The following is a 16257-nucleotide window of genomic DNA, read 5'->3' on the forward strand; positions in this document are numbered from 1 at the left end:
TTCACAGCCCGTACGGCTCGCACGGCGGCCCGCGCGAATCGCGCGGCGACGGCGGCTACGGCTCCCGCGAGCCGCGTGAAGGCTATGGCTCGCGCGAACCGCGCGAGGGTTACGGCTCGCGTGAGCCGCGCGAAGGCTACGGCGCCCCGCGCGAACCCCGTGAACCGCGCGAAAGCTACAGCGCGCCGCGCGACGCCGGCGACGCATCCGGCAACGCATCGCCGTCGGATTCCCGCGGCGGCAACGGGCCAGTGATCGTGACGCGCCGCCGGCGAATCGTGCCGGACGGCCAGTAAAGCAAAAGGGCAAGCCAACCGGCTTGCCCTTTTTACTTGTGCAGCCGGCGCGGCATGTCGCCGCACCGCCGCCGGGTTCAGTGTGCCGTCGCCGGCAGGCCTGCATCGGCCTCGCGCTGCAACGACCGCACCTGCTGCTGCAACGCACGCAGTTGCGACTGAAGCTCCGCCTGCTGCGCCTGCAATGCGGCCGTCTCGTTGCGTACACTCTTCTGGCGATCCGCGACTGCCGCCTGCTGCTGGTGTGCGATCGAGATATCGGCCTGCAGACGCCGCGCGCGATTCTGCGTGACTTCGATCTGCTTGTCCATTTGCGTCTTCTGCGATTCCAGCTTCGCCGCCCGCAGTTCGTTCACGGCCAGCCGCTCCGCCTGGCGCGAGAAATCGCGATAGATCGCTTCCGCACGCGTTTCATCGTAAGTCTTGATCACGCGCCAGAACGCCTTCTGCTGGAACAGCGCGACGAAGTACGCACCGTCCTTTACGTTGAACAGCAGGCTCGCGCCGTAGCTGCCGTTGTAGCTCGTGCGCATTTCGGTCAGCGTGTGCGCCTGGATCTGGCGCTGCAAGTCGTCGACCGTGCTCGGCCCCGTCGACTCGCCCGCCTGCGGCTGCACCGACGTCTGCGAATCGATCACCGGAATCGCGGCCACCGGCGCCGACGCCTGCTGTACTGCCGGCGAACCGCTGTCTGCCAGACTTTGCGCGTATGCGCCCTGCATGCCTCCCGCCAGGGCGAACAATACGCACGCCCTTCCCAACCCCGTCATATGGCTCATGAAGTTCTATTCCCGCCCGAGTCGTTGTAATTCAGCGCGATTTTATCTCATTAATTACTCACTTTCGCGGGTCTCGGGCTCCTCGTCGAAGATCTGATATTTGCGCATTTTTTCCCACAACACTTTGCGGCTGATGCCGAGCTGCTGCGCCGTGTCCTGACGCCGCCAGCCGTTTGCGTCGAGCGCCGCAATGACGCGGTTGCGCTCGTTCATGTCCCACTTGCTGCGATCGACGAAGACCTCGGCCGCGCTCTCCGCCGGTACCGGCTGTGCCGAATTGCGCGCGTGCGCGATCAGTCGCTGCAACCGCGCGGCATCCCACCCGCCCGTCTGCCGCACCGTTACGCCGACACGCTCGGCGAGGTTGCGCAGTTCGCGCACGTTGCCGGGGAAATAGCTGTCCGCGACCGAATCCGTCAGCCAGTACGGCAGATCGGACAACTGAGCGAGCCGGTCCTCGCCGACGACCTGCTCGACGAACGACTTGAACAACGCGATCTTGTCGACGGCGCCACGCTCTTCCAGCGACGGAATGCTCAGCTCGATCACCGCGAGCCGGTAGTAGAGATCGGCACGGAACAGGCCGTCCTTCACGAGCTGCGGCAGCTTCTTGTTGCTCGCCGCGACCAGGCGGAAATCGACCTTGACCGGCGTCGTCGCGCCGACACGCAGCACCGCGCCATCCTCGAGCACGCGCAGCAGCTTGACCTGCTGGTACAGCGGCAGATCGCCGACTTCGTCGAGGAACAGCGTGCCGCCGCCCGCCTGCTCGAAATAGCCTTTATGCGCAACAACCGCGCCCGTGAACGATCCCTTCGCATGACCGAAGAACAGCGATTCGAACAGGCCGTCGGGAATCGCGCCGCAGTTCACCGGCACGAATTCGCCGTGCCGGTAGCGCGAATGCTTGTCGTGCAGCAGTTGCGCGATGCGCTCCTTGCCGACGCCGGTTTCGCCGTGCAGCAGCACGTTGGTGTCGCAGTCGGCGAACGTATCGACTTCGTGCAGGAGCGCCCGCATCGATTCCGAGTGCGCGACGAGTGCGGCCGGATGCGACGTTTCAGCCGTATGCGCACGCAGCTGCGTGACGAGCTTGCCGATCATGCCGCGCAGTTCGGCACACGTGAAGTCGAGCGGCAGGACATGCGAATACTCGGGCGGATACTGCGATGCGTCGTGATCGCGCGCCGCGCCGACCCAGACGACCGGCATGCCGATGTTGGCCTGCCAGTCGCGCAGGAATGCCGCGCCGGTTTCGATCATCGTCACGCTGATGATCGCCAGCGACGGCCGCAACGCGGCGCGCTCGGCCGAAACCTCCGCGTTGTCGGCACGGATCACTTCGACGTCGAAGCTCGCCATGCACCGGGCGACGCGGTCGACGATGTCTGCCTTGCCTTCCCAGACGTACAGGTCGAGCTCTTCGATTGCGGGCGTGGTTCTCATGATTCGGGTGCGGCTTCAGTAATTGACGAATGGCTCGACATTGCGGCTCAGTGAGCGGTTGCAGGCGGCAGCGACGCTGCCTGCCTTGATGACAGATCGTTCAGGCATTTATTGAACCAGCATGGGGTTGCCGCATTTGATCGAGTCCGGTGTGTTCGTGACATAGGCATTCCCGAGGCTGAGGCCGAGCAGGCCCGTGACCGAGGTCAGGAGCGAATCAATCGGTTGCAGCAGCAGCGGGACGAGTGTAGTTCCCAGTGCTGACAAAATCGGCCCGAGAACGACGTTCAGCACCGGTGTGACGACATCGCCCAGCAATGCGAGCAAACCGCTGTTGGCGGTCAACTGGATCGACAGGCCACTGTTGAGTGCGCTTTGAACCGCGGGTGACAGAAGCTGATCCGTGCCGGTGCTCAACATGTATGGCGATGCAGGGGCCGGCGACGCGGATGAACCAGGACCAGGATAGGTAAACGTCAACGGTGTCGCGCTTTGATTGGCAACGGGAATGGTCAACTGTCCGGGCGTCAGGTTGACGTTGACCGAGATCTGGCTCAGGTCGAGGAGCCCGAACGTCAAGGTCTTGACCAACGTCGACAACCCGGAAATCAGACCGCCCAGGTTCAACAGGTTAAGCAGGCTCTGCAGGTTGACGGACACCAGCGTAATCGGTGTTGCGCTACCGTTCTGTGTATATCCGCTCGGTGCATTGAGGTTGATCGGCGTATTCGCCGAGCCGCCGAGATACACGGCAACCACTCCGGTCTGCACGTTCACCGTTGCGCTTTTCGTGCCGTCCGCCGTACAGGTGACCGACGCCAGGCCCGCCGTTGCCGGTGCCAAATAAGCGGTGATCGGCAGTTGCACCGCCGCAAGCGGCGTGGGACTACCCGACGGGCACGTGCCCCCCGGATAGACCAGCCCGCCGGTCGGACAGGTCGACAGCAGCGATATCGACGTATTGAGGAAAATGTTCCCCTGCGCGGTCGACGTATTGGTCGTGCAATTGGACGTTGCGCAGTTCGATGGTCCCGGCGGACCGCTCGCGGTGGACGGCGGATTCGCCCCGAGCTTGACCGAACCCGATACGTTCACGTTCAGCAGCGGCGCGAGCAAGGTAGGCGTCTGAACCGTGACGCTGGGAATGCTGACCGAACTCGTGCCGTTCGCGATCTGCAATGCCGTCGACAGCAATCCGAGTGCATTGACGCTGGCGTCGACGGCGGAGGTTCCCGTAGCGGTAGCAGCGGAAACCAGCTGGCCGAGCGCGATCTGCGGACCGCCGCAGACGCTGCCGGAACAGAGCGCAGCGACAATCGCGTTCAGGACGTTCAGGTTCACCCCGACCAGATTCTGCTGCGTCGCCGCCTGCACTGCGGCGTTGGCCAGTTGCCCGAGCGTCACGGTACCGTTCAATACACCCGTGGTCGTGCCGACCGGCAGATTGGCGAGAATGCCGGCCAGTTTCAGGTTGACTTGCGCCAGCCCCTGGTAGTCGAGAACCTGCAGGCTCAGCGCATTCGGAGACCCCGTCAGCACCTTGAGCAACTGATTGGCCAACCCGCCGTTCAATGTCGCCAGCGACGTGGTCAGCGTAAAGGTATCGGTCGGCACGCTCTTGGCGATGGCGGATCCACCGATCGTGACGCCGCCGCGAAATATCCCGTCGACCGGCTCGGACACCGTGACACAGACGGCATTGGTCGATTGACCATTGACTGTTCCGGCCGACAGACCGGCGCATTGGCCACCGCTGATCGGGTCTCCCGACATCCAGGTGAACTGCGCGCTGCCGCTGCCCTGAGGCGCGGTCCAGATGCCGCAAGACACGGACACGCTCGAACCTGTCGGCAACGGGTTCTTCGATGGGTTGGCGATTTGACCGGCAGCGGTCTTAGCTGCCTGACAAGTCGAGTCGGTGGTAATTTGCGACACCGCTGACAGCGCGGCCAAATCGGCCGCCGCTTGCATTCGACGTCTTTCAGCATAGAAATGGCCAACGTCGATCGCACCCAGCACGATAATCGCAACCAATGCCCAGATCGTCGCCATGACCGCGACGCTCCCCCGCTGGCGACTTCTCCGCGGGCCGCCAGCGCCACCCCGCCGCGCCGCGTGCGATTGATCTGCGCGCATGGTCATCTCTTATTGCGCGCCCTGCCCGCCGCCCGACATGCCACCCATTGCACCGAGTTGCGAACTTATCGAATCCGGGATCTTGTTCTTGAACGAATCAAGATAGCGCTGGTAGGCAAGCGATGCGACATCGCCGAACACCGGTTGCGCCGGCGCCGCCGCGCGATTGTCGCGCTGCATCGCGAGCCAGTCCTTGGTCGAACGGCCAACGTCTGACGCGCCCGGTGCCACGGTCTGCTGACCATAGGCCGCGCCGGAGCTCGTGACGATGCAGGCGATCGCACCCAGCGTCGCGATCCAGCCGATGCGTACGCTTCGATTATGTTTGTTCTCGTTCATGTTGCTCCCCGGATATCCATTCATTGTGCAAACCGTTGCAACAGCGGCACTGTCTGGTCGTAGCCGACGTTGTTCGCCATCGGCGTGATCGGCGTTGCCGTGCCGCGTCGCGATACCACCGGCGGTGTCGCGACTGCACGCTGCTGGGCGCGCACGGCCGCAGCGATCTTCGCGGCATCGCTGTTGATGTCCTTGCGAATATCGGCCGACAGATGCTGCTGGTTCATCAACCGTTGCGCATCCTGCGCACGTCCTGCCGCAAACAGATACAGCGCGAGGTTGCTGACGATCTTCGGATTGCGCTGATCGAGTTCGGCCGCCTTCATCAGCGGCACCCGTGAGCCGACGACGTCGCCGCTGCGCAACTTCGCGTATGCAAGGTCTGAAAGCAGCGACGGATCCGTCGGCGCAAGCTCCGACGCCTGCGTCAATGCCTGCACCGCACGGTCGAAATCCCCCGCGGCGCCCGCCAGCAACCCCAGCCCGCGATAGCCGCGCGCAGCGAGCGGCGTCTTCAGCAACTGGTTATACGCGGCCGCGCTCGCGGCCGGCTGATCGGTCATCCGCAGCGCATCCGCGCGCAGCAGGACGGATTCCGGCATGACGCCGTATGTCTTGTCGTACGCGTCGATGTGCGCGAGCGAAGCGTAATAGAGCCCTTGCGTTTGCATGCGCTGAATCAGGCCCAGGTACATCCCCGGCGTATCCGGTACGGACTGCTTCTGATCTGCTGCCTGCATCAGCGCCGCACGCTCGGTCTGCGCACCGACGCCATACCCGCTTTCCTTGGTGGCGCATGCGCCAAGCAGCAGCACCGCCGCCAACATGCCTGCCCGCGTCACTGTTTCGCCGATTCGCTTCATGGTCTGTCCTTCCGTCCTTCAATGCTGCGACGCCAATGCGCGCATCACCGCCAGCATGCCCGGCCCGGCCGTCACGATCAGCAATGCAGGCAACAGCGTCAGCACCATGACGCCCGTCATCTTCACGGTCAATCTGCCGATACGTTCGCGCAGCATCGCGCGGCGTGTCTCGCGCAAACGATCGCCGAACTGCTTGAGCGGCTCCTGCACCGCACCGCCATGCTTGTCGACCTGGATCATCAATCGCACGATCGCGCGCAAATCCTCGTTGTCGAATCCGCCGGACAGCCGTTGCAGCGACTGCTCGCGCGTACGTCCCGCAGCGAACTGACGCTGCGCGATTCCCACCTCCGAAGACAGCACCGGCAGCATCCCGCGAAAATCGTTCGTCACGACCTGCAGGCTCTGGTCGAGCGACAGCCCGACACCTTGCAGCAAGCGCAACATGTCGACGAGCAGCGGCAGTTCGTCGACGACGCTCTGCCGCCGCGACGCCGCACGGCGCTGCACATAGAGTTTCGGCAGCATGAAGCCGAGCCCGAAGGCGACGAACATGCCGACCATCCAGATACTGCCTTTCGCGCGCCCGCTCGCGAAGATCACGAACAGCAGCGGCAGCGCGATCCCGCACGCGACCCGCGCGCTCAGAAACAACCCGCGCGTGCGCGCGTCGACATATCCGGCTTGCTCGAGCAGGCGGCGATCCTCTTCCGCGACAGCGTATTTGCCGAATCCCGTATCCAGCCAGCGCATGCCCGCCGCCGACAACCGGTCCAGCAAACGCTGGACGCGTTGCCCGCCGCGCACATCGGGTTTCGCAGGCGCATCGCCGTTCGGCGCGGTCCGTGCTTTCGCTGCCTCGAGTGCCGCCATGCGCCGATCCAGCGCATCGACCAGCGCACGTTCGGCACGCCCCGCCGCATGCGCACGCAACACGGCGACCATGCCTAACAGCAGCACCCCAAGCGCACCCACTGCCAGCGCAATCGCTCCGATTTGAGTTGCTGTCATAGCCTCACCTGAGCCGAGCCATTCGGTACAGCCATATGCTGCCGGCCACTTGCGCCAGGAATGCGATCGTGAGCAGCGACCGACCGCTCGGATCGCCCCACATCCCGTACAGATACCTCGGGTTTGTCATCACGACAAAACTGCCGATCGCGATCGGCAGCATGACGAGGACGAACGCCGACAGCCGCGTCTCCGACGACATCGCCGTCAATTCACGCTCGGCCTGCTCGAGATCGCGCATGAACACCGACATCCGCTCGAGCATCACGTCCGCGCGACCACCGTATTTGACCGACAAGCGCAGCACCGAGCCGACGAGTTCAAACTCTTCTGTCCGGTAAATCTTCGCGATGTGCATCATCGCGCGATCGATCTCGATACCGCCGCGCAGCATCCGCGATACGACGTCGAGGCAGCCGCGCAGCGGCTCCTCGGTCGTCAGGAGTGCTGCCTGGAAGGCAGCCGGCACGCTGTTGCCCAGCGTGACGAGACGCACGATCCCGTCGAGGAACGACGGGATCTGCCGGACGATCTTCAACCGCCGCCGCTGAATCCGTGACGCGAGCCAGACGCCGAGTATCGCGCTTCCGCAAATGAGCGCTGCGAAACACGCGAGCATGCCGCCGTGACTGCCCGCGACGAATGCAACCACGACAAGCACTGCAAGCGCGATGAAGGCCTTGCCGCGCGCGTCGTCTATCCCTGCACGACTCGCGAGGTTCGACAGATATTCGGATGCCGTCGCATACCAATGTGCCCAGAATGCGTCGGACGATGCGTTCCGTGCCGCGCCCGGCTGCATCGGCACCGCGCGCGCGGCACCTGCCACCGGCGGCCGTGCTGCCTGCGCGGCGACACCGGCACGTACTCCGGGTTCGAGCCGGCTGTCGATGAAGCGCTTGGCGTCGGTTCGTACGCGCCGGGTTTCCGCGTGACGCCACAGCATCATCGCGGCCGCGACGCACAGCATCGCGAAGGCCAGCGCCCACACCATCCCGCTATACATTGAAGCCCCCGCCGCCGCGGCCGAACCCACCGCCACCGAACCCGCCGCCAAACCCGCCGTCGCCGAACCCGCCGCTCGTCAGTGTCTGACGGAAGCGCGCGAGCTTCGGTGAATGCGGATGAATGCCCAGCGTCTCCCAGTGGTCGACTTCCTCGCCCTCCGGCGTCACGCGTGCTTCGTAACGGTAAAGTTCCTGCGTCGCGATGATGTTGTCGGACAGACCGGTGACTTCCGTGATCGACAGGATCCGCCGCCGCCCGTTCGACAGGCGACCGATCTGCACGATGAAGTCGATCGCATTCGCGATCTGCCGGCGCAGGCTCGACTCGGTGCCCTGAAAGCCCGCGAAACCCGCAAGCATCTCGAGACGGTACAGGCACTCTCGCGGTGAGCTCGCATGCACGGTGCCCATCGAGCCGTCATGGCCCGTGTTCATCGCCTGCAGCATTTCCAGCACTTCACCGCCGCGCACTTCGCCGACGATGATCCGGTCCGGGCGCATCCTCAGCGTATTGCGCAGCAGGTCGCGAATCGATACGACGCCGTTGCCGTCGAAACCGCCCGGCCGGCTCTCGAGACGCACGACGTGCGGGTGATTCAGCGACAGCTCCGCCGTATCCTCGATCGTCACGACACGCTCGATCTCCGGAATGTGGAACGCGAGCGCGTTGAGCAGCGACGTCTTGCCGGAACTCGTGCCGCCCGACACGAGAATGTTGCAGCGCGCCTCGACTGCCGCCTGGAGCAGCGTGTTGATCTCTTCGTTGAACGTCCCGTTGCCGAGCAGATCGGACGGCTTCAGCGGATCCTTGCGGAATTTCCGGATCGATACGACCGGGCCGTCGATCGATAGCGGCTCGATCACGACGTTCACGCGGCCACCGTCGGGCAGCCGCGCGTCGACCATCGGGTTCGACTCGTCGAGACGGCGGCCGATCGGTGCGAGGATCCGGCGCACGATCCGCAGCAGGTGCGCGTTGTCGGTAAAGCGCACCGGCAGCTTCGCGAGGATCCCGTGACGCGACACGTACACGTCGTTGTAGCCGTTGATCAGGATGTCCTCGACCGCCGGGTCCGCCAGCAGGTCCTCGATCGGCCCGAAGCCCGCGAGCTCCTTCGTCAGCGCCTCGGCGATCGCACGCACCTCGTTTTCGTTGAGCGGGATGCGGCGCAGGCGTACGAAGCTGTCGATCTCGAGATCGACGAACTGGTTGATCGCCTGTCGGGACCAACGGCCGAACTCGGCGCCCAGTTCTTCGATACGCGTCAGCAAGTGCTCGTGCGCGGCATTCTTGATGTCGTGAAATTGCTGCGTCTGGGAGAACGGCGCTGCGCCGTCGGCGAATTGAATGTCGTGTGCCATCGCTTACGACCGCTTGGACGAGGGTTGAATGAAGCGCTTCAGCGCGGAAAGGCCGGATGCCGGTCGTGCGGCGGCCGGTCTGACCGACACGCCTGGCAGCCGCGCGGCGAGCGACTCGAGCGCGCGCACGTACGGGTCGCGCTCCGTCATGTCGACGATGAGCCGGCCCTGGTTTGCCGCATGGCCGATCGCGACGCGGCGCGACGGCAACGTACCCACCAGCGCAAGACCGAGACGCTCGGCGATCTGTGCAGGCGTCAGGTCGAGTGCGGGATCGTACTGGTTGACGACGAGCCGTACACGATCGGTGTCGACACCCGCGTCGCGCAGCCCGGTGAGCAGATCGGCCGCGGACACGATCGACGCGACGCCCTGGTCGCAGACGAGCCACGCTTCATCGGCCGACATCGTAATCTGGGCGACGAACTCTCGGTTCGAAAAACCACCGAGATCGACGATCTGCTGATCGAAAAATGCGCGAAACCGGTTCAGCACGCCGGCGCACGACGCATACGAGACATCACGCAGCCCGCCGAGATCGGCCGGCAGCGTCGTCAATGCAACACCGCTCTCATGCCGGGTCAGTGCGGTATTCACGAAGGTTCGGTCGATGCGGCGCAGGTTGTGGACCGCGTCGATGAAATGGAATTCGCAGCGGGTATTCAGGAACAGCGCACCGTCGCCTGCCGGCAACCCCAGATCGACGAGCGCGGTCTGGCGACCGGCCGGCGTGCCGCCATTCGGCTCGCCGGTTGCCCCCGGGCTCACTGCGCGCTTCTGCAACCACACGGCGAGATTCGCCGCGAGCGTACTCACGCCCATGCCGGCGCGCGCGCCCAGCAATGCGACGAGCTTGCCGTGACGGCTTGCCGGCTCGCCGACGTTTGCCAGCAGCCCGCGCGTCGTGCGCAACGCCTCTTCCGCCGCGGCCGACACGTCGATGAAATCGCGCACGCCGGCACGCAATGCGGCGAGCGTGCTCTCCGGCTGTGCGAGCGAGCCGAGTGCGATGATCGGCAGCCCCGGATGCGATGCACGTACCGCCGCGGCGGCCACGCTCGCAGCCGCGCTGCCGTCAGAAAAATCGATGAACACGAGCGCCGGATTGAGCCCCGTGATGCGCTGAGCAAGCACGCCCGGCTCGAGCGACGCAGCCTCGACCGCACCGGCCGATACGAGCGTATCGGCCAGCCAGCGGACATGCGCCTCGTGCGGTGACGCGCAAACGAAATAGTCGGTCACGGCGGGTTCACACAATGACTGGATTCGCGCGTTCATGTCGAACACCCCCGACTACACAAAGCGTGGCGACGCGTCGCAATCCGCGAGACATCCCACTCATTTTGAAAACCCCGGAGCGGCGTCCGGCGACGCAGCTCCGCCCAGATACGATTTCCAGACCGGTCCATCGTGCTGCTCGGACAACTCGCCGGGCGACGCGGGCAGCACGGCCCCCTTGGCGATCGGCGCGACAAGGTGAGGTGTCACGATGATCAGCAGTTCCTTGTCGTTCTGCTGATAGTTCAGATTCTTGAAGAACGTACCGATAATCGGCAGATCGCCCAGCAGCGGCACCTTGCTCACGTTCGACATCGTCTGCCGATCGATCAGGCCGCCGATCACGAAGCTTTCGCCATCGCCGAGCTCGACGGTCGTGTCCGCGCGGCGCGTCGTGATGCCGGGCACTGCAACGCCGCTGATCGTCACGCTGTTCACGAAGTCGAGCTGGCTCGACTCGGGGGCGACCTTCAACGCGATCCGGTTCGGGCTCAGGACCGTCGGCATCAGCGAGAGCCCGACACCATATTGCTTCCACTGGATCGCGGTCGAGCCGAGCCCTTGCGGTGACGGCACCGGAATCTCGCCGCCCGCGAGAAAGCTCGCGCTCTGCCCGGACAGCGCGACCAGCGTCGGCTCCGCCAGCACGCGAGCGAGGTTGTTCGCCTCGAGCAGTGACAGATCAGCAAAAATGCCGCGCCCGGCGGCGTTCACGACCAGGTTGAACGCCGACGCGACCGGCGATCCGAGCGTCGGAACGTAACCCGCGGTACCTGGGCCTGCCCCTCCGCTATAAGACTGCACGCCCCCCGGCGAAAACGATCCGAACGAAAAACCGTTGCTTTGCTTGAAGAAATTGAACCCGACCTGCTTGAGCACCGAACGGCTGAATTCGACGACCCGCACGTCGACCTGCACGACGCTCTTGCCGGGAACCGTCGAGCGGTCGATCACGGCCCCTTTCCCGCTCATGTTCTTGCCGACCGCGGCCGCACGCGCATGCGCCTCGAGCGACGCCGACGAGCCTTGCAATACCGCCGTCCCGCCGTATGCATTCACGCGCGGCGTCGAGCCGTCGAGCACCGCTTGCGCGGCCGCGTCGACGACTTCGACGTTCCAGACCGTCGGCTCGTCGTGACCGCGCTCCCACAGCATGACGTTCGTCGCGCCGGGCGCCTTCGCGGTAAGCAGCACCGATCCCGAGCGGTTCCCCTTCATGATCAGCACGTCAGCTATCGCAGGATCGCCGACCGCGACACGCTGCAGCGTGCGGCTCGCCGAGATCTGTCTTTGCGCGCCGACCGCAAGCTCGATCGTGCCGCTCGCAATCGCGAACGATGCGAAAGTCACGGTGAAGATGGCAATCGCGAATGCAATCAGTGTTTTTTTCATCGTTTGGTAGACCGTCGCGCGGCCTTTTACTTGTCGTCGCTGATATCGATCGCCGTCGATGTCTTTCAATAGGCAACCGTTTCCGACCGGCCGCCACGGATCACTTCGATGTTGCTGCCTCCCCCGCTCGGCCGCACCACCGGCAGCAAACGCGGCGGTAACGGCGGCACGTTCACATTGGCCACCGGCGTTCTCGGCGTACCGGACAGTTGTTGCAACGAAACACCCGCCGCAGCCAGTGCCGACGGCGACAGCTTGTTGTCCGTACGTACCGCCACCGTCTGTATCGCAAGCTCGTCGTCACGCGGGTTGCGCAAGGCGAACGTCAGCCGGCCGCTCGCTTCGCCGAGCGTCAGCGCATCGACCTGCGCGGTCGGTACCGCGAGCACCGCGATGCGGACGCCGGCCGGTTGCCCGTTGCCGCCGTTGTTGTTCCCGCTGTCGCGATCCGACGTCGCATCACCGAACGACAGCACACGGACCTTCGACAACAGGAGACGCGCCTGCGACTGCGAGACCTCGCCGTCAAGCATCGTGCCGCCGCCTTCACGTTTCAGATTCAGGAACACGTCGACATAGTTGCCGGGCCGCAGCCGGTTGCCGACTGCATTCGATTCGTCGACGCGAACCGCAACCGCGCGCTCGCCGGGTTGTACGTCCTCGGCAAGCCCCGATACCAGCGCATCCGCAACGACCGGCGCCGCGGCCGGGATCTCCCGAACCGGCACGCGGCCGACAAGCGGAACGGGATCACTGAACGCGCCCACCGGTACGAGCACAGTCGACTGGATCTTCAGTGCGTCGGCCGGGATCGGCTGACCGCCCGGCAAGGTGCGCGTCGCAATCACGACGGGTACGGCTGTTGCCGTCGCCACTTGCTGGACCGGCGCGGGACGCGAAGCGCTGCGTCCAAGCACCCATGCATAGATTCCAAGCAAAACTGCGATCGCAATCAGCAGCCCCGCAATGATCTTCGTTACGTTGTTGGCCATGTTGTCGAATGGATGCAGGAATAAAAATCCAGTTAGCTTCTTGCCGCGTGATTCGTGGATGACGTGCTCACAGCATGGTCTGCGGGATTTGCACCACTGCCGAGCCCGTCAATGGTGCCGTCATGAATGTCCCCAGGAACGGCATGATCGTCATCCAGTTGTCCGGCGTATAGCTCACCGTGACCGTCAGGCAGTACAGCAACGGCGTCGGCGTCCCGTTGTAGTTGCACTGCTGCGCCACGACGTTGGGCGGACTACTGTTCAGCCAGCCGAGGACGTTCTGGGTCGTCGTCTTCGCGTTCGCGACGCGTGTCGTGAGATCAGGTGCGTAGCTCAATCCAGCGCGCGCGCCCTCGCTTGCCGCCATCGTCAAGCTCTGCTGAATGAGAAAAATCATCCCGAAACTCAGAATCGCGTAGAAAATCACGAAGAACAGCGGAAACACGATCGCAAACTCGACCGCTGTCGCTCCGCGTTGCCGCCGACGTCCTCGCCACGCGCTCTGTCGTTTCATCGCACGCCCCCCGTTGCTGCAAGATAGATCAGCCATACGGCAGCCGGCACCGCGAGGCATGCGGCATAGGGCGTTGCCCGATATTTCCCGAGTCTCAGCGCAGGCTCGCGCGGTCGCCACAAGCCCCCGAGCGAGGTGCGCGACAGCACCATCAGCGCGAGCGCGTGCAGGCCCGCAGCCAGGCTGGCGGCCACCCACAGCCAAAGCAGCGCATGCGCACCACACCAGATGCCGAGCACGGCAAAAATCTTTACATCGGCTGCGCCCATCACGCGCAGAAGGAAGAACGGCATAAGCCCAATCAAGCCGACCAGCATGCCGGCCACTGACTGAAGCATGGAAATGCCAAATGGATTCGCGGCCACGCATGCGCCGCCGAACCCGCTGACCAGTCCGACCAGAACAAGCGCGTTCGAAATACGGCGGAAACGAATATCGCTGACCACGACAAAACCTGCCCAGGTCAGAAATACCCCGCTAAAAATAAGATGTCCCATCGCGCCACGATCCGCAGCAAATACGAGGGCGAGCGGATTACCGAGGCAATCCGCCCGCTACTGCGCCAAGACGACTTCCGAAAAAGAAGTGTCAGCTTAGGTCGCCGGGGTTGCCCGGATCGCGGAGGCAGAACAGTTGGTAGCCGTAGGGGAGGACACGCAAGTGCCAAGATTGGTGAACATGTTGCCGAGACTGCTGCCGATGTTCGTCACGCCGGCAACGATTGCGACAGCAATCAAACCCGCAATCAGGCCATACTCGATCGCGGTAACCCCGTTTTCTTCCCGAAGGAAGCGAATCAGCAATGCTTTCATTTTATTCCTCGTGCCTGTATTTACGTTCTTTGGCCTTTTATACGTAAACGTCCCCGCATATCCGGCCGTTGCCCCGCTCTGTTCGCCACATCTGCTGTAGCGACAACCAGGTGCGCTTTCTTTATAGATTGCCCCGAGGGGCATGGCTCAACATTTGATGCAAGTTAACATTCGCGATAGTGACCTCCTCGAACGTTGTGTACCGAACCGTACATTTCCTTACATCTGCTCCGGATTCTATATCCGATCCCATTTAACTTCCAACCTCTTTTAACGACCTGGATGGAAAAAAATGACCGGTAGCACAACGTATTTGTACGGTGTTTCGGTACGACTTACACATAGGATTTACGATAGGTTAGATGTGCACACCTAATCCACCAGTAAAACAATTGCCTCGTCCACCAAGCCTGCGCGGCTCCCACGTTACGTCGCACGCGTAACGCCAATGTTGTGACGTTACGTTACGCAACGCTCGAAACCGTTCTCATTCGTCTGTCCTTAAACAGATTCAACAATCTTTCAATTTCCATAACTTCCTTTTCCGACAAGGAATTGCCCCGTTTAAAACCTGTTGTCGAACCGTCGGCCATCGAAATGGCACGACAGTTGCAGAGTAGTCCGCGCACCACTCAACACAACGCAGTTCACAACACATTTTTAATGCGAGGACAAAATGGACATTAAGGTTATCCCCCATGGCGTGTTCCGGACGACTCTGATCGCGGCCACCGTTGCAGCCATGCTTTCCCTCTCCGCGTGCGGCGGTTCCGGCTCCATCAGCCAGGGTCTTGGCGGTGGCTCGAGCTCCGGCGGCGGCGATTCGATCTCGACTTCGGGCGGCGGTACGTCCGGCTCGAGCGGAACCTCGGGCTCGAGCGGCACCTCCGGCACCAGCGGAAGCTCGGGCACGAGCGGTACGTCCGGCACCAGCGGAACCTCGGGCACGAGCGGCACGTCCGGCACCAGCGGTACGTCGGGCACGAGCGGTACCTCGGGCACCTCGGGTGTGTCGTCGAACGCAGTGGGATCTGTCCTCGCAAGCAGCAGCAACATCGTCACGGGTGTCGGCGGAACCGTCTCGGGTCTCGGCTCCGTGATCGGCAGCCAGTCGCTGCCGGGCGTCAACCCGGCCACCACGCAAGCCGCAGGCGGCATCGTGCAAAGCGTCGGCGGTGCGGTGACCGCACTCGGCAACGGCCTCGGCAACGGTCTCGGCCAGCTCGGCGCGACGAAGGATCCGCTCGGCACGACGCTCGCCAGCACGGGCGGCGTGGTCAACCAGCTCGGCGGCGCAGTCACGCAGACCGGCAACCTCGTCACGAGCCTCGGCAGCGGGCCGCTGTCGCCGCTCGCACCGGTCACGGGCGCCGTCGGCGGCCTCGTGTCGACGCTCGGCGGCGCCGTCTCGAACGGCGGCACGACCCTCACCAACGCACTGTCGACCGGCCCGATCCAGCAAGTCACGCAGACGGTCAGCTCGGCCATCACGCCGATCACGACGATGGTCGGCCAGACGACTCAAACGATCGGCACGGCGACCGGCCTCGGTGCGCCCGTCAACACGCTGCTCGGCACGGTCGGCAACGGCCTGAACCAGGCCGGCGCCCTGCTCGCGTCGGCTGGCGGCAACCCCGTCACGACCGGCCTTGGCAACACGGTCTCGTCGACGGGCAACACCGTGAAGGCCGTCGGCGGCCTGCTCACGGGCGGCACCGGCGGCGTGACCAACCCGCTCGCACCGCTCACCGGCCTCGTCTCGACGGTCACGGGCGCACTCGGCGGCGCAACGGGTGGCGGCAGCGGCCCGCTCGCTCCGGTCACGGGCCTCGTCTCCACAGTCACCGGCGCACTCGGTGGTGCAGCAGGCGGCGGCAGCGGCCCGCTCGCTCCGGTCACGGGCCTCGTCTCAACGGTGACGGGCGCACTCGGCGGCGCAGCTGGCGGCGGCAGCGGCCCGCTCGCCCCCGTCACGAGCCTCGTCTCCACGGTCACCGGCGCACTCGGCGGCGCAGCAGGTGGCAGCGGCG

The 16257-nt window shown here is 64.2% G+C and carries 15 protein-coding genes and 1 pseudogene; 2 read left to right on the forward strand and 14 right to left on the reverse strand.

The annotated features are described in order from the left end of the window. Positions 1-296, forward strand: a pseudogene (locus G3O06_RS40685) (RNA chaperone Hfq); the annotation flags it as partial. 77 nt (positions 297-373) lie between these two features. Here the strand turns inward: G3O06_RS40685 and G3O06_RS40690 are convergent. The 14 genes from G3O06_RS40690 to G3O06_RS40755 form a co-directional block, all read right to left on the reverse strand. Then, positions 374-1075, reverse strand: a complete 702-nt coding sequence (locus tag G3O06_RS40690) for a DUF2968 domain-containing protein (protein ID WP_174912554.1) — start codon at positions 1073-1075, stop codon at positions 374-376. Positions 1076-1129: 54 nt separating this feature from the next. Then, entirely contained in the window at positions 1130-2521 is a 1392-nt protein-coding gene (locus G3O06_RS40695; RefSeq protein ID WP_174969203.1) for a sigma-54 dependent transcriptional regulator, read from the reverse strand. A 108-nt stretch (positions 2522-2629) separates the two neighbouring features. Beyond that, on the reverse strand, positions 2630-4663 hold the full coding sequence (locus G3O06_RS40700; protein WP_346779587.1) for a pilus assembly protein TadG-related protein: 2034 nt from the start codon (positions 4661-4663) through the stop codon (positions 2630-2632). A 3-nt stretch (positions 4664-4666) separates the two neighbouring features. After that, positions 4667-4996, reverse strand: a complete 330-nt coding sequence (locus tag G3O06_RS40705) for a DUF3613 domain-containing protein (protein WP_174912563.1) — start codon at positions 4994-4996, stop codon at positions 4667-4669. A 20-nt stretch (positions 4997-5016) separates the two neighbouring features. Next, a complete protein-coding gene (locus G3O06_RS40710) occupies positions 5017-5859 on the reverse strand; it encodes a pilus assembly protein (protein ID WP_174912567.1) in 843 nt (280 codons plus the stop codon). Positions 5860-5877: 18 nt separating this feature from the next. Further along, positions 5878-6870, reverse strand: coding sequence for a type II secretion system F family protein (locus tag G3O06_RS40715; protein WP_174912570.1), 993 nt, complete (start codon positions 6868-6870; stop codon positions 5878-5880). 4 nt (positions 6871-6874) lie between these two features. Further along, the gene (locus G3O06_RS40720) at positions 6875-7876 is read right to left on the reverse strand and encodes a type II secretion system F family protein (protein ID WP_174997097.1); all 1002 of its coding nucleotides are present in this window, start codon (positions 7874-7876) and stop codon (positions 6875-6877) included. Further along, positions 7869-9239 (reverse strand): CpaF family protein, encoded by a 1371-nt coding sequence (locus tag G3O06_RS40725; protein ID WP_174912576.1) that lies wholly within the window; start codon positions 9237-9239, stop codon positions 7869-7871. The genes G3O06_RS40720 and G3O06_RS40725 overlap by 8 nt, the downstream gene beginning before the upstream one ends. 3 nt (positions 9240-9242) lie before the next feature. Further along, the gene (locus tag G3O06_RS40730) at positions 9243-10517 is read right to left on the reverse strand and encodes a fimbrial protein (RefSeq protein ID WP_174980066.1); all 1275 of its coding nucleotides are present in this window, start codon (positions 10515-10517) and stop codon (positions 9243-9245) included. A gap of 60 nt (positions 10518-10577) precedes the next feature. Continuing rightward, positions 10578-11909 carry a type II and III secretion system protein family protein gene (locus tag G3O06_RS40735; protein ID WP_174969210.1) on the reverse strand — a complete coding sequence of 444 codons (1332 nt, stop codon included), beginning with the start codon at positions 11907-11909 and terminating at the stop codon, positions 10578-10580. Positions 11910-11974: 65 nt separating this feature from the next. Further along, a complete protein-coding gene (gene cpaB, locus G3O06_RS40740) occupies positions 11975-12901 on the reverse strand; it encodes a Flp pilus assembly protein CpaB (RefSeq protein WP_205819470.1) in 927 nt (308 codons plus the stop codon). A gap of 67 nt (positions 12902-12968) precedes the next feature. Beyond that, positions 12969-13415 (reverse strand): TadE/TadG family type IV pilus assembly protein, encoded by a 447-nt coding sequence (locus G3O06_RS40745; protein WP_174969212.1) that lies wholly within the window; start codon positions 13413-13415, stop codon positions 12969-12971. After that, positions 13412-13912: a prepilin peptidase gene (locus tag G3O06_RS40750; protein WP_205819471.1), complete on the reverse strand. Its 501-nt coding sequence runs from the start codon at positions 13910-13912 to the stop codon at positions 13412-13414. Before G3O06_RS40750 ends, G3O06_RS40745 begins: the two co-directional genes overlap by 4 nt. A gap of 96 nt (positions 13913-14008) precedes the next feature. Then, a complete protein-coding gene (locus G3O06_RS40755; protein ID WP_174912589.1) occupies positions 14009-14227 on the reverse strand; it encodes a Flp family type IVb pilin in 219 nt (72 codons plus the stop codon). 676 nt (positions 14228-14903) lie between these two features. Between G3O06_RS40755 and G3O06_RS40760 the strand changes: the two genes are divergently transcribed. Next, positions 14904-16257: collagen-like triple helix repeat-containing protein (locus G3O06_RS40760; protein ID WP_205819472.1), on the forward strand; the 1354-nt coding region annotated here is incomplete at its 3' end.

This window comes from Burkholderia sp. Ac-20345, assembly GCF_017104825.1.
GTDB lineage: Bacteria > Pseudomonadota > Gammaproteobacteria > Burkholderiales > Burkholderiaceae > Burkholderia > Burkholderia lata_B.

Coding starts and splice junctions, on each gene's coding strand:
- G3O06_RS40690 (WP_174912554.1), bottom strand. CDS start 1,075: ATGAGCCATATGACGGGGTTGGGAAGGGCGTGCGTATTGTTCGCCCTG.
- G3O06_RS40695 (WP_174969203.1), bottom strand. CDS start 2,521: ATGAGAACCACGCCCGCAATCGAAGAGCTCGACCTGTACGTCTGGGAA.
- G3O06_RS40700 (WP_346779587.1), bottom strand. CDS start 4,663: ATGACCATGCGCGCAGATCAATCGCACGCGGCGCGGCGGGGTGGCGCT.
- G3O06_RS40705 (WP_174912563.1), bottom strand. CDS start 4,996: ATGAACGAGAACAAACATAATCGAAGCGTACGCATCGGCTGGATCGCG.
- G3O06_RS40710 (WP_174912567.1), bottom strand. CDS start 5,859: ATGAAGCGAATCGGCGAAACAGTGACGCGGGCAGGCATGTTGGCGGCG.
- G3O06_RS40715 (WP_174912570.1), bottom strand. CDS start 6,870: ATGACAGCAACTCAAATCGGAGCGATTGCGCTGGCAGTGGGTGCGCTT.
- G3O06_RS40720 (WP_174997097.1), bottom strand. CDS start 7,876: ATGTATAGCGGGATGGTGTGGGCGCTGGCCTTCGCGATGCTGTGCGTC.
- G3O06_RS40725 (WP_174912576.1), bottom strand. CDS start 9,239: ATGGCACACGACATTCAATTCGCCGACGGCGCAGCGCCGTTCTCCCAG.
- G3O06_RS40730 (WP_174980066.1), bottom strand. CDS start 10,517: ATGAACGCGCGAATCCAGTCATTGTGTGAACCCGCCGTGACCGACTAT.
- G3O06_RS40735 (WP_174969210.1), bottom strand. CDS start 11,909: ATGAAAAAAACACTGATTGCATTCGCGATTGCCATCTTCACCGTGACT.
- cpaB (WP_205819470.1), bottom strand. CDS start 12,901: ATGGCCAACAACGTAACGAAGATCATTGCGGGGCTGCTGATTGCGATC.
- G3O06_RS40745 (WP_174969212.1), bottom strand. CDS start 13,415: ATGAAACGACAGAGCGCGTGGCGAGGACGTCGGCGGCAACGCGGAGCG.
- G3O06_RS40750 (WP_205819471.1), bottom strand. CDS start 13,912: ATGGGACATCTTATTTTTAGCGGGGTATTTCTGACCTGGGCAGGTTTT.
- G3O06_RS40755 (WP_174912589.1), bottom strand. CDS start 14,227: ATGAAAGCATTGCTGATTCGCTTCCTTCGGGAAGAAAACGGGGTTACC.